The sequence below is a fragment of the Pirellulales bacterium genome (assembly GCA_036499395.1).
GTDB lineage: Bacteria > Planctomycetota > Planctomycetia > Pirellulales > JACPPG01 > JACPPG01.
In genome coordinates, this window is the sequence record DASYDW010000132.1 from 116320 (window position 1) to 134642 (window position 18323).

The window sequence follows — 18323 nt, forward strand, 5'->3', positions numbered from 1 at the left end:
GTACGCATTTTCACTCGGCGCCCCGCACGACCCCTTCGGTCATGCGGTTCCGAATAACCGGACATGCGGCCTGGGAAGGTTTGGGTCTTTGCCCTGGTTTCTAGGACGTAACCTTTGAAGTCACTACGGCTTCTAGGCAGGAACCGGACTCATGGCCAAGTCAAAAACTGTCGCGTCGAACGGAGGCACAGCGCCTTCGGGCTCAAACACTCTGTATTACGGCGACAACCTTGACGTCCTACGTAGGTATATCGATGACGAATCGGTGGACCTCATCTATCTTGATCCGCCATTCAAAAGCAATCAGGACTACAACGTCCTTTTTGCTGAGCAGGACGGCAGCCGTTCGGCCGCGCAGATTCGCGCCTTCGAAGATACGTGGCGCTGGGACGCTTCAGCGGCCGCAGCGTTCGAACTTGTAGTTGAGAGTGGTGGCAAGTTATCCGAGATCCTGCAAGCGTGTCGACTGTTTTTAGGAAATAACGACATGCTTGCCTATCTCTGCATGATGGCTCCGCGATTGTCGGAGCTTCATCGTGTACTGAGGGAGACAGGGTCCATCTATTTGCATTGTGATTCGACTGCCAGCCATTATCTCAAGCTATTGATGGATGCAGTCTTTGGGCCATCGTCCTTTCGGAACGAAGTGATTTGGCAGCGTACGTCGGCTCATAACGATCCTCAGCGATATGGAAGAGTTCACGATACGATCTTGTTTTTTACCAAGAGCAAGAGATATACGTGGAATCCGCAGTATGAGCCACCAGATGATGCATTCTTCGCCGCGCACGATTTCGATACCGACGCGGACGGTCGCAAGTATCGCAAGAGAGATTTAAGCGCCCCTGCACATGGCAGGGATTCTGGTCAGTTTGAGTGGGAGGGGAAGTGTCCGCCGAGCGGCCGGATGTGGAGCTATACAAAAGAGAATATGGAGCGGCTACAGGCAGAAGGAAGAATCGTATACACAAAAACGGGCATGCCTCGATTGAAGATCTATGTTGATGACCTAAAAGGCGTCTCGTACCAAGATGTCTGGGCGAGCCCGAAACTGTGGCTAAATTCTGCAGCTACAGAGCGCCTTGGATATCCGACTCAGAAGCCGGAATCATTGCTAGAGCGATTAATACTCTCAAGCAGCAATACGGGAGATGTTATCCTTGATCCATTTTGCGGCTGCGGAACCGCTGTAGCAGCGGCAAATAGGCTTCATCGTCATTGGGTCGGAATTGACATTACGCATCTAGCTATCACTCTGATAAAGCATCGGCTCGTAACGTCGTTTAGTGGCCCTGCAGAGTTCAACGTGGTAGGCGAGCCAATTTCACTGCCTGATGCCGAGACCCTCGCAAATTCTGATCCATACCAATTCCAGTGGTGGGCTCTTGGATTAGCAGGTGCGCGACCTACAGAGCAAAAGAAGGGGGCGGATAAAGGCATTGATGGGCGATTGTATTTTCATGATGAAGGCGAATCTGGCAAAACCAAGCAGGTCGTCTTTTCTGTCAAGGCCGGGAAGTTAACTGTCAGTCAATTGCGCGACTTGCGTGGAGTGATGGATCGCGAAAAAGCTGCGATTGGTGTTATGATCTCAATGCAGGAACCGACGCGACAGATGCGAACCGAAGCTGCTACGGCCGGTTTCTACGAGTCTCCTTGGAATCGCGAGAAATATCCTCGTCTACAATTATTAACCGTCGGCCAGTTACTTGATGGGTTACGAGTTCAATTACCTCCTACTCGCGATCAGCGAACATTCAAACCAGCCCCAAAGCCTCGCAAAAAGCTTGCCGACTCGAAGCGCGCTCAGAAGAAGCTCGACTTTGGATCATCGGCAGGATAGCCACTAGCGCATGGGCATGGCCAACTGATTGAGGCGAATATCGTGAATCATTCTTCAATCCGCCGCGGTCTTCAAATCGCATCCGTGGCGATTATGGTTCTCCTCGGAATCACCGTCGGCTGGACCGCCCTTCATGGCCTGACCATGTCCAGCATCGCGACGACTGGGACGCTTCTCGGCGCCCTGATTGCTGTCCTGATCGCGCTGAGGGATAGGAGGCCGGGGCAAGTGTCCTGAGGGCTGTCGACACCTGCCGGCCGCCGCCGGCTTATAGAAGCTGTCTCGACAAAGGCCACTATTGCCGCGGACGTTAACGGCGGCCATTTTCGAACACTGGCTGTGGCGCGTGCTTTCAGCCAGGCCGGTCGGTTTGGTCACGCTGCCGTGTGGCCTTTTTCATGCGCCACATTCGCGATCCGGCACTTTTTAATCGGAGCGGTGTTCAACCCATACATCCTGGCGCCACGAGTGCCAGGCTGATCGTCGGATGGTACCCCGAACGCTGTCCGACGGTCTTTTTTTTTGCGCTCGCCGCTCAGTTGTTGCCGTCCAGGCTCCCGGCAGCGTTTTCATGCGCCGGCCTTAACTCACGGCGAGCCCGTGCAAATGCCGATAAATCCCATGACTCTAGACCGTGTTAGGGATGGCACGAATCTAGGGCACTGGCCGCAGCGACACCCCAAGGCGCTACGGCCTTCTTCGTGCGCCGATCCTGCTCTCGACCTCGCCACGCCGCGCCTGCCGCGTCCGAGAGGGCTTGGACAGCCCATTGCCGACTTGCTGGCAGGTCCTGGGGCCTCAGATTCCAGTGCCCCATCTTCCCCGACGATAGACCGAACTCACGGCCGCTTCGAGTATTCCTTGAGCGTGAGTGATTTGTCGCCATTTTTATCGCGCATCTGGAATTGCTTTTTTGCTTTGGCCGCGGCCTTGCCGGCTTTCTCGCCGACGAATTCACTCTCGGTCAACAAGTTGTCCCGATTGGCGTCGAGCTTTGAAAATGCGCGTTCTTCGAATTGCGCACTTGGGCCGGCCTGTGCTTCCATAGTGTAGCCAACGCACATTGCAAAAATGGTCGTCGTCAATATCCCGGAGAGCATTACTTGCACGATAGATTCCTCGAACGCTGGTGAGGGATTGAGGGCGAAGTTCTCTCAACCGACGGTATCAAATCCCTTCATCTGGTACGAACAAATTGCAGCACACCTCTCAAAACCGGCAGCGAAGACACTTGGACGGGATCCGCTGAGTGTTTAAGTCCAATCCGCTTGCTCGCTCAATCGAACTCGCTACCTTTGGAAGGACGCCGCGCTTCCGACGGGAGGTCGGCGAGGGCCGCCAGGTAGGGCCCACTTGGCGGTCCGTTCTTTGCTCATACGATCTTTGCGGCCACTTGGCTTCCTCCAAGACGGCCGTCACGGCCCGCGGACGTTGCTCTGGACGGGCGTCGCGCGGGCCATTTCTCAGGTCGTCGGAATTTTAGGCCGTCACTTCGTTTCTAATCGCCATCTTTCTGGTCGCGATTCAACCGCCCGGATCATTCTTCCTCCATCGCGGTGGTCGATGTCCGGCGTGGCGCGACGTTTGCTTAGTGGCCGGAAGAGCGTTTACGAGCAAATGGACGGGCACTATGACTCAGCACAGTCAGACCATCAAGATCGACGGCATTCGTTATTCGGCCATCGTAGAGCGCTTTGGGGCCGACTGTTTCGCGTCCTGGCGGTGCCATCATTGCCGCGGTAATGCGAGCGGGATGCAGCGTGAAAGGTCCGCAGAGGCGGCAACGGCAGCGATGATGATCGGACTGTGGGACCATCACGATTCCTGCCATGTGCAAGTTACCGAGCCACCGTTGGCCCCAGTTTTTGCCGCCTTGGGGTAAGGCGCAACTGAAATCGGAGATTCTCAAATGTTCCGATCATGCCTGCTTCTCCTGTTGTTCGTGGGCTGCTGTCCAGCTATCTCGCTCGCAGTTCAGCCTGCGGTTGAGAACACTGATACTGGCCGTGCTATGGGGCGCTTGGGAGCGGACTGGCGCTATGTGTATTACCATGGGCGCCATTGGTATTGGATGCCGAACCAGACCTGGAGAGTTTGGACAGTCGCTGGCTGGGCTGCTCCTGAATCTGCATCGATTTCCGGTGTGCGACACTACACCAACTACGCGCCTTCAGATTCGGGCACGTTTCGGACGTTCGTGCCGATGGGCTCGAGTTTCGGGGCTGGCGGCGGCGGGGCAGGCCCGGCTATGGCGAACGAGCACTTTCTGGCCCGTTGACGCTCCCGTCCCCTGCTTTGGCTCGAAGAGCTGTGTCTGGAGATGTCAACTGCTTCAAGCATTGGCTCCTTACGTCGAGAATAGGGCCACAACCACCATAAGCTGTCCTCTGCGAAGCTTCGACGCATTACCAAATTTGTCGGAACGCTGGCTAGCAATAGCTCATTAGTCCAGTATCTCCAAGCCGTTCGCGTTGAGACGTCCGAAACCCTGCAGAACCATGTCCACAGCCACCATCAACAAGCAAGCCGAGAAACGTGTTGCATCGTTCGAGAAAATGGCCGACAGCCTTATCGCCAAAATGGAACACGACACGAGCGTGCGCTACAACCAGATGCCAACACGGGATTCCGCCCGGCTCCTGACGGTCTCCCAGGCCGCCGTGTGGCTGAATCTCTCACGGCCGACGGTCTATCAACTCTGCGAGCGGAAACAGATCGAGTACTTCCGACTCGGGGCCGGCAAGCGTGGCATTCGCATCGACGCCAAGGAACTTGATGCCTTCCTTGAACGCCGTCGTGTGCAGCGACACGAACTGCCTCCAGAAAAGGCACGCAGAGCGCGCAGCAAGGCCGCTAACCCGCTCCGGCTCGTCCACCTGTCAATGCCTGACCCGTGGCCATCCTAGCCATCTGACGCGATCTGGACGGCCTTCTTGAGTGCGGCCGTGCGCTGGTCCAGGTGGCCGGAATGCCGATGGGCAACTCGGTGAGATGTCAACGCGGCAGTTTCAGCTTGTCAGTTCGTTCGATAAGGCGTCTGACGGATCCAAAGCGCTAGCAGGAAGTTCGCTAACTGCGGCGCGAATGATTGCCTCCAGTTCGGCGTCTGTCATCTTTTTGACGTCGCCTTCGTGCTTCTGGCGGATAGGGCCACCCTCCGGACCGCTCAGTTCGTGTCTTGACATCTTGCCGAAATCGTGCGGCCGTCGGCGTTCGAGCATCCAAGCTGCCGCCTGCCATGACTCAGTCGCAAATGCCTGAATCGTTTTGATGTTCTTGTCGATCGGTACACTCTCGGCAGTCCGAACGCGCTCCGCAAATTGCATGTATTTCGTATCTCGCGCACTCGGGACTTTGCCTTCTGATTCACACGCCTCGACAAGGACGTCGGCCTTCGCAAGTGACTGGTAAAAGCAGGAGAGGGGAACTCCCGCCAGGTCACACGCAGTCCGTTGCGAATGGCCTTCGCTAAGCGCGACCAACAATGCCTGAAGCTTTTTAGGCCATCGGATAAACCAAGGTTTACGACCCACGGGCAAACTTCCTTGTGCCATCTTGCGATCCCTTCGGACAAATAACGAAGTTCTGCGCTAGCCGTTGTAGCCGAACAGTTGATCGAATGAGGTACTGGCGTATGGTGGGGCGCCACCGATGGTCGCCTTAATCGTAAACCAGTCTCCGCGCGCCGGGTCGTAGAACTTGTTCCAGCCCTTGTTGTTTATCGAGAACGAGTACTCCAGGTCGTAGAGTCCGGAGTTACTGTCGTCGAATTGGAACTGGCGGTTCTTGTTCATTCCCAGGAACAGCACAGTGCCGGCAGCCCTTCCAATAAAGGTCGATGTGTTGACCTTGCCGCGGGCGTTTTCGACCGTGATATCTGGTGGCTGCGCAACTCGCGACCAGTTGGCCACGATCTGCCCGGTTGGAATTATCATGCCGGCAGCTACGTCATCAGGCAGCGGCTGACTGTTGCTGGTCCATACCCAAGTGCGACCGGGCAGTGTCTGATACTCGACCCCGAGTGTTTCCCGGATCGACAGGTATGTGCCATCGGGGATGTTCGGGCGGTTCTGGTCCTGATTCAGGTCCATCGTCTTGTATTGCGCCGTGACCATCGCACCGACCCCTTCGTAGGTCGAGGCGGTAGTTCCAAGCGTCAATTCCGTGTCGCCGTCCGGCGAGTCGCCATCAAACGGCTCGACGTCGATCTGATTGACGATCAGATATTGCAACCCCGGCGCGGTGAGCGGGTTGACGAAGTTCGGCACCCCCGCGACGAACTCGATCACGCCCAGCAGTTCCCGGCAGAGGGCGTTAGCGTCGGACCAATTGCAGCGCAGGATGCGGGTCGCATACATGCCGGTGCCGCGCTGGAATCCGAACTTCGGCGAACGCGGCATTTCTTCGTAGCCGATGCCGTAATAGGGCGTACGCGATTGGAATTGGTACTTGCCCATTTACGGACGCATCCTTGTGATTTGCTCAATGTTGGCGATTTTGATGGCCTGTCGAAACCTGGCCGGTGTCATAACTGGCATAGTGACTATGGGCCAATGTATTTGAGAGGCGCGACCGCTTCCTTGACGCCAGCCGCGGTAAGCTGGTTCTTATTCATGTTCTCAAGCGCCGCGACCATTCTGTCGCGTTTCTCGTTCGCTTCTTTTTCTTGGGCCGCCTTGAGGATTCCTTCCTGGATTGTCCTCGAAAAATCTTCCAATCCCATGCGGCGCATCTCGTGAAGGGGTTTCTTGTCGGCGAGAATGTTATCGGCTTGATCCCCCGCTGCCTTATGGCGAGCGGCGGCGGCTTCAGTCGCTGAAAGTCCTCCTACTTTGCCTTCCAACGCGGCAATCTCTTTCATGCGTTCCAGGAATTTCCCTTGATCCCCTAGCGTCTCACGTCGAATCGCTTGCGAGCGTTTGATGGTCTCGGCCAGGTTGCCGCGGCCCGCATTGTCAAACTTGCCCTCTACGCCAAAAAACTTTTTGGCGTCTTCGCCGGCGAGCATTCCCTTGATGGCTGGATTATCAGGACGCCTTCCGGTACCTCCGCCGCCGAAAAGACCAGCGGCTACTTGTCGCTCCGCTTCCCGGGCTGCCGGGCTGAGTAGGTGCTGCATACGCGCTTGATTGCGTTGGCTTTGCAAGGCCAAGTCGCCACGCTGTTCTGGCGTGAGATTCGGATCTTGCATCTTCTTCCCAAGCTCCGCTTGCTGGCGCCGTAATAGGGCAACCTCGCGCAACCGTGCGCCGATCGTCGCGTAATGCTTGTCTTCCTGACTTTGTTTTGCGGACGACTTGGCAGTTTCTTCATTGACCTTCGCCGAAGCCTCTTGTGCGCCGGCAGCGGCGCTGGCTACCTTGTCGAAAGCTGCGCTGATTCCTGCAATGGCGATGGCAGCAGCAGCAGCACCGGCAATGAGCTTTGCCCACCCGGCCGGCCCGGACATGGCATTGAAGATTGCGGCACCCATCGATGCCGTCCTGAATGCTGACGATACCAATGCCAGCGCAGTCCGGAAGGCAACTACTCCGGCAGCCGCTTTGATAAACGAGCCACCCCATTCCCCGACAAATGAAATCGCCTGCACAATGTTGCCGACGAAGTCCACCAGCAGTGGCTTCATGGCGGTCGTGAACTCGATCAGCGATTCCGTCTTGCCCTTGAGGTCGAAGTTCTTGACGATCGAGTCGCCGATCTCCTTCAAGGACATAGTGACATTGTCTTTGAGCGTGGAGTACAACCCCAGCAGCGTGTGGGACTGCTTCTCCATCATGCCGCCGTATTGCCCACCGTCTTTCGTGAGAATCTTGAAGGCAGCCGACAGGTCATCGAACGAAATCTTGCCGTCCTGCGCTAAATCCAGCACTGCCGAATTGGCTACCTGAAAATGCTCAGCCAGCGCAGCAATCACCGGGATACCGCGATTGGCGAACTGCATGAGATCCCTCGTCATCACGCGGCCCTGCGCCAGTGACGTGCCAAATAGATACGTGATCTCACCCAGCGGCGCGCCTACCCCCGAGGCGATATCTCCGATCATGCGGAGATTCGCCATGATCTCTTTTTGCTGGAAGCCGTAAGCCAGAAGTTGCTTGCCGGCTTGCGCCACTTCAGGAAATTCAAATGGCGTCGTAGCAGCAAACTGAAATAGGTCGGCCATCGTCTCTTTGGCGAGACTGGCGCTGTGTAGCATCGTGGTGAAAGCCACGTCAAGCTGCTCGAACTGGCTGGAAATCTGGATTGATTTACCGAGTCCGAATAGGCCCCCGCCTGCCCCAAACATCGCAGCCGCCGCGCCACCGACGCGCAGCAGAGAGGTATGCACGGCATTGAGTTGATTGTTTACGTTGGCGGCGCCATTCGCGCTGATCTGCACAAACAGTTCTGCAAGTTTGAATCCCATCTCTACGCCCCTCCTTGGGCTGCCTCGCGATGTCACATGCCGAAGGGCACTCGCAGTAGTTTTCTTGCAATTTCCTCGGCATCCATGCCCCGGATGAACTCGGCAACACTGTCTGGATCCGGGAACGTATCCGCATGGCGGTCACGCAATAGATCCCACAAAATCAGCGCCCGCGATTCGGGGTCCGTCAGCACGCAGTGATCTATCCGGGCGTTGACCTCAGCGCACTCGCGCTGTAGCTGGCGATAAACGCGATCGACGCCCTCCGCTGTTCCTGGCTCACTTTCCAGCAAAGCGAGAGCGCGATCCCGCATCACACCGTTCGCTATCTCGTTGCGGAACGCTTCGTAGTCGACTAGCAGGCACTCGTACGTACCGTTACCGAGCAAGATCGTTTGGTACTGCCGCTTGGTCTCGGTCACTTGCAACTTTCATGTTCAGCGCGCCGACATCGCGTGCTGCAGTAGAAGCAGGGATCAGTGCGATTGCCGCAGCCCGCGCACAGCCGCCGTGGTTGACCGGGCGTGTGGCCGTTGCGTTCATGGTCACTCAGTAGACAAGGCCGACGCTTTCTAACTTGTCGTCGCGCAATTTGGTGGTTTTGTCGCCGGTGTCGCCCATCTGTTCGCTAGTATCGCCAGTCGCCCGTGAATAGGCTCGGAATGTCAACTTGGTCGGAGAACACGGCGAATGCGTACGGATCGTCCTGGCCGGCAGTGGTGAACTGATCCACCACTACCCCGTTAAACGAAGCCTGGAATTGAACCACACCATTTCCTAACGAAGAGATTTCAAATGCGTTCTGCACAGACTGCACGGATGCCGAACATTGAATGCAGCGAAACGCCTGATTCACATCCAAGAGCAACGAAGTCCCCTGCGACAATGTCCAGTTGCCTTCAACGCGGCCTGTCGGAGGGCTGTAGTCGACCGGACCAGCAGATACTTGCCATTGGTTCGCAGTCCACCATGGCTCAGCCCATAGAGTGACACTGTAGTAGAGTGCGCCGGCGTCTGACGGGAAAATAATATTTCCCTTTATCACGCGGCCAGTCTCGACGTTTGTCAGCGGCACGAGCCTATAAACATCTGCCAAGTTTGACATCGTGGAACTCGCGGTTGCCGGGGACGTGATCGCTTGGGTTGGTACACCCGAATGCTAAACTCATTCGCGCTGTCGCTCGTCAAATCAATTTCGATACCGACCACCCGGTTAAACCTGATTCTTGTGGGAACTTTCCATCACCGTCCCCGAATGTGTGGTTTTTCCGGGTGTGTCGGATTCGGCGTTGTGGCGATGTTCTCTCTCGCCGCTGAAAATGCTTCCCGAGTGGTAACGCGATGCGCATCTAGCTGCGGCGGCGCCATGCCATCGTTGAAGCCCCCCCGATTCAGGTTTTGCGTCGTGAACCCGTTGGCGATTTTGAGCCGGAAGCGACGTTACTAAGTTTTGCCCTTAGCGTGAGTTCGTTGGATGAAAGGGCGCGACTATATTGTTGCCAGCGAGGCCGCAAGCCTAACGCTTGGTGTCATTGCCATCGCCACTGACTAAAACTGCCCCCTCTTCCCAAGAGCTTATTGCGGTCAGGGGATCAGGTCGTATTTCATAACCTGTCTGTTCCGCGCGCCTGCGTTAGGGAGCTTAAAAGCCGCGATTGATTTCTACGGTCGCAACAAGGCGTGTACCCGGCGCGAATCGCTCGCCGGCTGGCAGACAGGATGATTTTGAACGCTAGGCTTCACGACTCCGTTTAGGCGGGACTTGGATTGCAGCAGTTGGCTACTGAAAGGCTTCGGCGTTTAAAAAATGCCGTCGCCTAGGCTTGCAGGTTCTCGGTCTCTTCAACGAATAGTTGGTCTGAGCCTTGACCGGGCCCCTCGGCCGCCGGAGCAGGATTACCGATGATAAAACGATGCACCGCCCTGCATGCATTTAGGCTTACGCCTCTACGGCGAAGCGCTCCAATAATGCAGACAGCGACCAGTTCCGCGAATCCATATTTCTTCCGATTCCCACGTCCACGATGAGCGGTCGTCCCTATGATCGCCTTCCGCTCCCAAGACTCAACGCAGATTGGAGCGACGCACGCAGCCATGGCCATATGCCGTAAGGAGAAGCTCTCCATTGGCCCCCATACGCGTTGCAGATCGCGGTATACGCTCGCAAAATCGAGTGCCATGACGACGCCATCCGGCGCCGCCTTAATTGGCGCATCGGGATGAACCAATTCGGCATAGTCCTCTGAAAAACGAAGTTGCCCTCTACCGTCTTCAATCGGAGATTCAAGGTGCCCTAACCGGACCATTACAAGACTCCTATCATGCCAACGAACCGCCCAACGACTATTTTCTACGCGGCTGACTTCGACGGCGGAGCAACGTCCTTGGGGGCCGTGTCGTCAGACGTCGGCTCATCCGGAACGTTCCGATACATGCTCCTGGTGATCCACCCGTTCTGATGGCAATGCCTGCAACCGGCTCCCGCGCAGTCCGGGCAGAGGGCATAAGGAAGTACGCTTTTCAGGTATCCCCTCGTGTTGCCCAGCTCGATTTCCAAACGCGTTTTCGAGATGTATTTCCCGCCTGGTCCCTCACAGAGTTCTTTTGCTTCGTGCATTAGCTTGTTGATCGCATCGAGCATGTGGAGCGCGTCTTTTGCGGCCTCAAATGCCGAAACTAGACTCTCCGGAATCTCGTTTCCAAGCTGGTCCTTGACCGGCGTTCCATTAGCGATGGTCTCGCGAGAGGCCAACTTCTTTGCGGCAGTACCCAGTCTAATTTTTCCTGAGGAGACTGCGGCCGCCAAACCTGGATCACGGGCTTTCACGGCATCATACTGGCGCATTGATGTCCGGTTGGTGCCAAGCTTCTCGGCCACCTTCGCATCGGGTCTCTCCGCATCTAATTCTTTTTGCGTCTTACCGCCGCTATTCTTTCCCGACGGATTGGCAGCCTTCTTTACTTCTGGAAAATAATTTCCAGAAGCATCAACTGTCGAATCGTTGCCGGTGTTTCGCGACCGGACCATGTCTCTAAAATCGCATGCCATCGCTGCGCGTTGGCCTGGATTCAAGTGACGTCTCGCTAAGTTCTTGGAGAAGACGAGGAGGATTGCATCCACATCGGTGCCTACGAACTCCTCCTCTGGGACGGGACAGCCAACAATTTTCGCTGCCGCAGATCGACATCGCCCATCGAGGATTTTGTTCTCGTAAACAATGACATTGGTTTGAATTCCGTGCTTTCGGATATCGTCACAGAGCACGTCGAACTGCTCGTCTTCGGGCTCCGGGAGAATTTCGCAAAATGGATGAACTTGCCGATCGGTTAATAATTCCATGATGCGAGGCTTTAGCTTGTTGTTTCGCTTGTGATTTTGCTCTGTCTATCTCAATGATACGGGTCTAGGCGCGCAGGCGTGTTTTTGGAGTGCCGCCGAGCCGGAATACGTTCGCCAGGCGTTCACGCCGCCGCCGTCAAAGACTGCCTTTTTTGCGCGCGGGTTGCGCGCCGGCTCCGTTGGTCGCCGTAAGTCGTTGTGGGACTGGCAGACGCGCAGGACTCATTGTCCTGCGGGCCGGCCTTTCGCCGGCGGCCAGCCAGGCGTCAACGGCTGAACGACGATAGAGCCGGAGCCCATTCCGCCGAATCACAGGCAACCCGGAGCGGCGAATTAAGTTCCTGAGCCGTTCCCGTGGGTTTGCACTCCCTGCGTCGAGACGCAGCAGATCAATCACCTCATTATCGGTGAGCATTTCGTGAGGTTTGCCGCAGCATGTTGGCGGCAAAGGCTGCGCCTCGGTTACCTGGTGCGTACTGGGTGTGCAACTTCGCGAAGGTGTTTGGCTCATCCCTGAACCCCTAAAAGATGTCCGAAGAGCCGCTCAGCCTCTGCGGCTTCGTGTGGCAGTACGTAGAACGAGCAGGCCCAGAGCGGATCCCGAACGGTAGCTTTGGTAGGCCGGATTCGCGCACATGGCCTTGCACGGCTAACCGTAGAAGTCGGGAAAAGTCGCAGCTGCCGCATCGCGGTAGGCATTACGTTGCCGCGAGCACCGTTTCGGCTAGCTCTCATGGCAAGCCCCCTTCCAGCGACTGCCGCCTCTGCGGCAATGTGCTTTTTGCTGCTGTCTTGCGCAGGCTCTCCTCGATCTGAGGAAGCTGCTCGCGGCCCCACAGCCGACAAATGCCAACCCGGTCGACAGGAGCAGGGCCATGCACGTTTAAGGCGTGGTTGATAACGTACGGCGGGAGGCCAGTGATCCGCCGGAGATCGGCGAAGCTAATGCGATCCATTTGGATACACCCCAGATGCGTTGTTCACTACATCCGAGGTATCGACATAGACCGCGTGGATTAGTAGGTACCGCGGTTCAGCCTGGAGTGGAGTTCTTAGCACCTGCTTTACGACACGGAGTATTTTGTAAAGTCCCTGTCTGGCAGCTGCACCGGATTGCCGAGACGCCTTGGGCGATTGAGCGACCATTGCAAGACGGCAACACGCTAGGGTTTGGCACGGAATTCGCGCTTGCAATCGAACACCCACAACAATGCCGACGTTGGCACTGTTTGCGGGTGTTTGTGATGCGCAGTGACTCAATGGCTGCCGAAAATGGTGGCACACTGAGCTTGTTCCGTTCGTCCACTTTTTTTGTGCGCTGGCCGACCGTCGTCGGCCCGTGTACTATGTCGAGCACTTTGGGAATGCTAGGCGGCTTCCTCGATCATCGACGAGGCTGCTGTATGACGAAGAAGAAGCGCGACAAAAAACCGCGATGCCCCGAATGTGGCTCGACCGTGGTAAGGCTCTTGGCCGTCAAATATGACTGGGAAACGGAACCTGCGGACACGGGGCGAGCGAAATCAGCTCAACGGACTTGGTTATGCTCCAAGTGCGGTCGGCAATTCAACATCGCCGACCCTTTCTGACCTCCGGTAACACGACGCGCCAGTTTTCCGCAGACCGCATTGGTACCGCGGCTTTTTCTTGCGCCGCATTGTTGCTGCCCAATTTCTCTGTAGCTAATCTTGAACTCGGCTGGTAGCGAGTGCTTACGGCCGGGGCCGCCTGGAACGAATGTCACGCTGCCAGGCGGCCTTTTTTGCTCTTTTCCGCGAGCTATGCTTTGACATGGCTCATTCATCTATCTACCGCAGCAGACTTAAGGTCGCCGCCACCGCGCTCGTCATCTTCCTGGGATGCGTGTCGGCGCAAATGGCCGTGCGCGGCGTGACAATGGTCGCGATTTGGGGTTTGGGCGCGCTTCTTGGTGCCCTCATTGCCATCCTGTTCGCGTTAAGACACGGTTCAGGCGCCAGCCCAAGTTGACTTAAGTCAACGAGCACGCACCGGACGTCCCGTTCGCCTTTCGGCATCCTATATTTGCAGCATCGACACGAAGGCTGCCGGCACCTTGTCACCCCCGACCAGGCCGGCAGCCTTTTTTCATGCGCCGGCCTGCATTCTGGCTCAAGACAGCGGCACGGGCCGTCGATAGGCCGACTGGGGAGCCCGCCTGCTCCCGCAAGAGGCCGAACAGCATCTCCCAAGGACTGCTGTCGGCCTTTTGTATGCGCCGAATGGTATTCGTCCTGGTTCATCTGAAGGATTATGCTTGCACATGCAGGCACCCCTCCAACAATCCGGAACTGGACTTAATGTCAACCGATCAGCCATCTGAGGGCGCTAGTTCCGATAAGCCTTTCGCCCAGCATCGCGGACACGCCATCTTCCGGCGCAAATCGTCCGGCGCTGGCCATGAATTCGTATGCACGCTGACTGAGCCCAAGCGTCGAAGGTTGGTCGGCGACACCATCGGCGCGGTCCAAGCGGCTATTGATTTGGCACTGGCGAGATAGATTGACCTCCCCACGCCGCGTCTCCGGCGGTACGTCATTCGACATCCTGGTCAGGGAGTCCTGCCGGGCGATTGGCGACGAGATTAAAAATAGTTGCAAATCGCTAATTCCCTAAGTAATATCCGCGAATCGGTATCAATCACCGGTCCATCGTATCCTCGTGAGCATGCCCGTGAGATCCTAAGGCCACAAACGTTCGGCCGACGAAATAACGTTAGGGTCTATTCAGAGGCTTCTCAGATCGGTTTAAGGGCGCATTTAGCTTTGGGGTAGGCCCAATGCTCGTCCCTTGCCGAGCATTTCTTACACGACACGATGGGCATTCAAATGCGCTTTGTAGTATTCCGCTGTTGCGTATCAATTATTGTTGCGACCATGTTCAGCCCAACCGCTTCGTACGGCGCTATTCAGGTGTTCACTTCGCGGACGGCATGGGAGGCGGCAATGGGTGGAGCGTCGAAAGTCGCAACCGAAACGTTTGATAGCTTCCCGCTCCCCACATATCTCTACACGAATGGTGTTGTTCCTGTCTACGATTATCAATTGCCGGAGGGCATCTCGCAGATCGGCCTACTCAAAATTGATGTGCAACGGCCCAGCGGTAATCTAATTGAGAGTGGGGGCGCAGACGGGGCGGTGAACGGCACCAATAGCTGGCGAATCGAAACTGCCTTGCAAGATGGTGATACCCCTCCCGTGTCCCCGTCAGTGCAGTTCGACTATTCCGTCACGGGCTTCGCCGCTGATTGGTACTTCCCCTCTACCCCAGATGCTACCATAACCATTAATGGGCAGACGACCGACTTCAGTACGTATGTGAGTTCCGGCGACCACTTTCTTGGCTTCATCGATCTATCGGGATTCAACCACGTCGATCTATCCCTCACGATGCCGTTCAATACGATCTTTGCGGCCGATAATGTTAGCTTCAGCGTTCCCGAGCCCTCCACGCTGGTCCTTGCCGCAACGGCCGCATTTGCTTTGATGGCGTTGCGCCGGCGGAAGTAAGGCCGCACAGAATCGCTTCTGCCACGTTCGAGCCGGCTTACATGACCAGATGGTCGAGTGGCTTGCCAGGCCGTTTGGCAGGCTGTAGTGCGTATTATTGCAATTCGCGAGGGGGAAGATTAGGCTCTAGCCCAACGCGGATCTCTCTCGGAGCACGCTACTGAGCGTCATCTAAAAGCCGGATACGACACGGTCGTCACTACACCGCTAGTCGTACTTTCTTTCCGGCTGCACTTTCTTAACGTTGCATCGCGCACCCGCACTGCTTGATTGGCATGCAGAGCGCGCAATCTACATCCAAGGAATAGGCTAATGATCCACAATCTCCGGGCACTTTTCGCCCTGATTGCCATCTGCGCTTCCTCTTCTTCTGCCGCTGTCATGAGCGGCCCCGTCGTCGATCCGGCGAACGGTCACAGCTACTACCTGCTGAGCCCGGACACCTGGTCGACCTCAGAGTCGGAAGCGCTCGCGCTAGGGGGTACTCTCGCCACGGTCAACGATGCCGCCGAGAACGCTTGGATCTTTGATACGTTCAGCGCCGGCCAACGAAACCTATGGATCGGTCTCAACGACAGCGACCTCAACGACACCTTTACGTGGGCCGACGGCGAACCCGTCAACTATACCAACTGGGATACGGCGCGCGGCCAACCGAACCTCGGGGATGAGCACTGGGTTTTTATCGCGCGCGGCAATCTTGGTTTCGGCGAAAACGCGACCAAGTGGCACGACATTGTTAACAATCCTGGTCCTACGTATCCCTACGTCGGCCCGATCTACGGAGTGGTCGAAACGCCGGTGCCCACGGGTACGCAGTTCGTCATCAATTCGTCCGAAAGCGTGCTTACGCTTTCTGGTACTGCGCAGGGCGCGACCATCCAGGAACAACTCCCCAATTCACTAACTAACCAGTTGCAAGGCTCGCTTTACGCAGATGTCTCGACGCCCCAGCAGATCACACTCTTGGGTGGAGATATCAAACCGATCGATCAGGTTGGTCCATTCGTGCCCGGCAATGCGCCGGCCGCGTTCGGCGACGCGGCAACGATCTCCGGGGCGCCCGCTTTGGGAGCTTATCACGGCCTCGACTTTCTCCAATCCAATACGGCCATGCTTCCCTTGGATAGCCAAGGGAACTTCAATGCCACGGGAATATCCCTAAGCACGCTCGCGGGAAGTCTGGACTACATACTGGGAGGCACGGCCGGATCGCTCGACTTAACGGGCACCAGCGCCATCAGCACGACCAGCCAGCAAGGCAAGCTCGAGGCATTCGGCAGCGGATATAAGCTGACGATCCCGTTGCATTTTACGATCTCGGATCTAGGCGTCGTTCAGACATTTGACGGCCAGATCGTCGCCTATTCCACAGCAGCTCCCGAGCCCTACACTGCCATCCTTGCGGGACTAGGCGGCCTGGCGTTGCTGGCGATTCGTCGGCGCCGAGGTCTCTGATGTGCGGCCGCTTCAATCTCTTTACCAATCCTCGCCTCTTCGCCGAGGTCTTCGCGGTCGCCCGGACGTTCGACGATGACTGGGGGCCGGCGTATAACATCGCTCCGACGCAAAAAGTTCTCTGTATTCGCGACAGCGATCAGCGCGAATTCTTCAAAGCCAAATGGGGGCTCATTCCTGGCTGGGCCAAGGATGCCAAGATCGGCTCGTCGTGCATCAATGCTCGCGTTGAGACCGTGGATACAAAGCCTGCCTTCCGTTCAGCGTTCACGAAGCGGCGTGTCTGGTCTTGGCTGACGGCTTCTACGAATGGCGCAAGACAGATAAGCAGCCGCATTACGTCAGCCTTAGGTCTGGCGCGCAGATGGCATTCGCCGGTCTTTGGGAGTCCTGGAAGTCTCCAGAAGGCGTTGTAGACGCCCGGCGCGGGGATCATACGATTGTCGCCAGAGGGGCGACCGAGAGCGAAGCGTGGCAGGCCGCGGCTAGGCAGGCGCAGGAGTTGGAGATGAAGCCGTGAGCGATGGACCGCCTACCCGCCGACGGTGGTTCCAGTTCGGGGTCGGCACGATGCTCCTATTGGTGACGGCCTTTGCGCTGTGGTTAGCATGGGAGAAGCACTGCATTCAAGAGCGGCGCGATTTTTTAGCATCGAATAAAGCGGCAATCGCCGCTGGGCCAAAGCGCCACGTAATGTCACGCAAGACGCAATATAAACCAGCGGAGATTTCCCTATGGCGAAGATGGCTTGGGGACGAACCGGTGGACGTTATCCCAATGCCGTTTGCAGCCGGGGACGAGGCTCACGCCAGAGCAAGGGCGCTGTTCCCCGAAGCCCGCTTGGAATAGCCACTGCACACACTAATCGCCCACGACCCCGCAGACGTCACGGTGAATGCCCCGCATAGCTCGTCATGACCGTTAGAGCCACCAGCACGACATAGCACAGTACGAATCCGACGACGACGCCGAGAGCAAACGCGGCTGTCATCCCTCCCCAAAAGCGCCCGCTTCGATAAAGGCTAATTGTGCTCATGTCGCCGATTGTAGCCACTGTACTTTGCATTGCAAAGTGGATTGGCTAAGCTGTCCACTCTGCATCACTCACCCTAGAATCACCGGCCATTTTCGCGTGTGTGGGTCTGGCGGGATAGTACCGTGCTTTGGTTTGTGGTAGATGGTCATCGGCATTCAGCGCGCAACCGGCGCGCAAAGGAAACGACCAAATGCCACCAATCGTGACCGCGGCTGACCACTAGCGACCAATGGGTAAGTCCTTGCCACTTACATAAGTCCGTGCAGCGCAAACAAAAACAGACGCACCGAACTTAGCATCCTAAGTCCAGCGCGTCTGCCAATTCCGCCACTCTCGCGTGCGGCGACGTCAGTTTGAGTGGCATTCAAAATCGCGTCAAGTGCGCGACGTCTGTTTGGCCCATCCATGATCGAAGTCCATCAACGGATGGCAGGTCAAGGAGCAAGGCGCGTCGTTAATATCAGACCTGACATGCGACGCTCTGGGGCGCGCGCGCAAAAAAAACCGCCGGGCACATTTGGTGTGCCCGGCGGTGAAGAGCCGCATTCAAGTTTTAGCGATCGAACCCGTTGCGGGGTTAGGCCGCACGACGGCGTCGCAACGCCGCCAACAGCAGACCAAAGCCTCCCATGAGGGACAGGGCCACGGTCGACGGTTCGGGCACGGCGTACAAGGCCTGACCGTCCGTCGCCAGAGCACTGGCATTGGCCGAG

14 protein-coding genes are annotated in these 18323 nt (G+C 56.8%); 6 read left to right on the plus strand and 8 right to left on the minus strand.

Annotation, left to right across the window (positions count from 1 at the left end; genetic code table 11):
- The first annotated feature begins 151 nt into the window (after positions 1–151).
- Entirely contained in the window at positions 152–1843 is a 1692-nt protein-coding gene (locus VGN12_27405) for a DNA methyltransferase (protein HEY4313209.1), read from the plus strand.
- 839 nt (positions 1844–2682) lie between these two features.
- Here the strand turns inward: VGN12_27405 and VGN12_27410 are convergent.
- The gene (locus tag VGN12_27410) at positions 2683–2952 is read right to left on the minus strand and encodes a hypothetical protein (protein ID HEY4313210.1); all 270 of its coding nucleotides are present in this window, start codon (positions 2950–2952) and stop codon (positions 2683–2685) included.
- Between the two features lie 1389 nt (positions 2953–4341).
- On the opposite strand from VGN12_27410, the gene VGN12_27415 reads away from it, so the two are divergent.
- Positions 4342–4749 carry a helix-turn-helix domain-containing protein gene (locus VGN12_27415; protein HEY4313211.1) on the plus strand — a complete coding sequence of 136 codons (408 nt, stop codon included), beginning with the start codon at positions 4342–4344 and terminating at the stop codon, positions 4747–4749.
- 102 nt (positions 4750–4851) lie between these two features.
- Here VGN12_27415 and VGN12_27420 read toward each other — a convergent pair whose 3' ends face one another.
- From VGN12_27420 to VGN12_27445, 6 genes are all read right to left on the minus strand, one after another.
- Positions 4852–5397 carry a hypothetical protein gene (locus VGN12_27420; GenBank protein HEY4313212.1) on the minus strand — a complete coding sequence of 182 codons (546 nt, stop codon included), beginning with the start codon at positions 5395–5397 and terminating at the stop codon, positions 4852–4854.
- A gap of 36 nt (positions 5398–5433) precedes the next feature.
- Complete coding sequence (locus VGN12_27425; protein ID HEY4313213.1) at positions 5434–6300, minus strand: hypothetical protein; 867 nt, start codon at positions 6298–6300, stop codon at positions 5434–5436.
- A gap of 86 nt (positions 6301–6386) precedes the next feature.
- Positions 6387–8249: a tape measure protein gene (locus VGN12_27430; GenBank protein ID HEY4313214.1), complete on the minus strand. Its 1863-nt coding sequence runs from the start codon at positions 8247–8249 to the stop codon at positions 6387–6389.
- A 32-nt stretch (positions 8250–8281) separates the two neighbouring features.
- The gene (locus tag VGN12_27435; GenBank protein HEY4313215.1) at positions 8282–8671 is read right to left on the minus strand and encodes a hypothetical protein; all 390 of its coding nucleotides are present in this window, start codon (positions 8669–8671) and stop codon (positions 8282–8284) included.
- Positions 8672–8877: 206 nt separating this feature from the next.
- On the minus strand, positions 8878–9354 hold the full coding sequence (locus VGN12_27440) for a hypothetical protein (protein ID HEY4313216.1): 477 nt from the start codon (positions 9352–9354) through the stop codon (positions 8878–8880).
- 1245 nt (positions 9355–10599) lie between these two features.
- Entirely contained in the window at positions 10600–11589 is a 990-nt protein-coding gene (locus VGN12_27445) for a hypothetical protein (GenBank protein HEY4313217.1), read from the minus strand.
- A 1737-nt stretch (positions 11590–13326) separates the two neighbouring features.
- On the opposite strand from VGN12_27445, the gene VGN12_27450 reads away from it, so the two are divergent.
- The 4 genes from VGN12_27450 (at position 13327) to VGN12_27465 (ending at position 16990) form a co-directional block, all read left to right on the plus strand.
- Positions 13327–13578, plus strand: a complete 252-nt coding sequence (locus tag VGN12_27450) for a hypothetical protein (protein ID HEY4313218.1) — start codon at positions 13327–13329, stop codon at positions 13576–13578.
- 857 nt (positions 13579–14435) lie between these two features.
- Positions 14436–15116: a PEP-CTERM sorting domain-containing protein gene (locus VGN12_27455; GenBank protein HEY4313219.1), complete on the plus strand. Its 681-nt coding sequence runs from the start codon at positions 14436–14438 to the stop codon at positions 15114–15116.
- Between the two features lie 312 nt (positions 15117–15428).
- Complete coding sequence (locus VGN12_27460) at positions 15429–16574, plus strand: lectin-like protein (GenBank protein HEY4313220.1); 1146 nt, start codon at positions 15429–15431, stop codon at positions 16572–16574.
- Entirely contained in the window at positions 16574–16990 is a 417-nt protein-coding gene (locus VGN12_27465; protein ID HEY4313221.1) for an SOS response-associated peptidase family protein, read from the plus strand. Before VGN12_27460 ends, VGN12_27465 begins: the two co-directional genes overlap by 1 nt.
- A gap of 470 nt (positions 16991–17460) precedes the next feature.
- On the opposite strand, the gene VGN12_27470 is transcribed toward VGN12_27465, so the two are convergent.
- Entirely contained in the window at positions 17461–17610 is a 150-nt protein-coding gene (locus VGN12_27470; GenBank protein ID HEY4313222.1) for a hypothetical protein, read from the minus strand.
- Between the last annotated feature and the right edge of the window lie 713 nt (positions 17611–18323).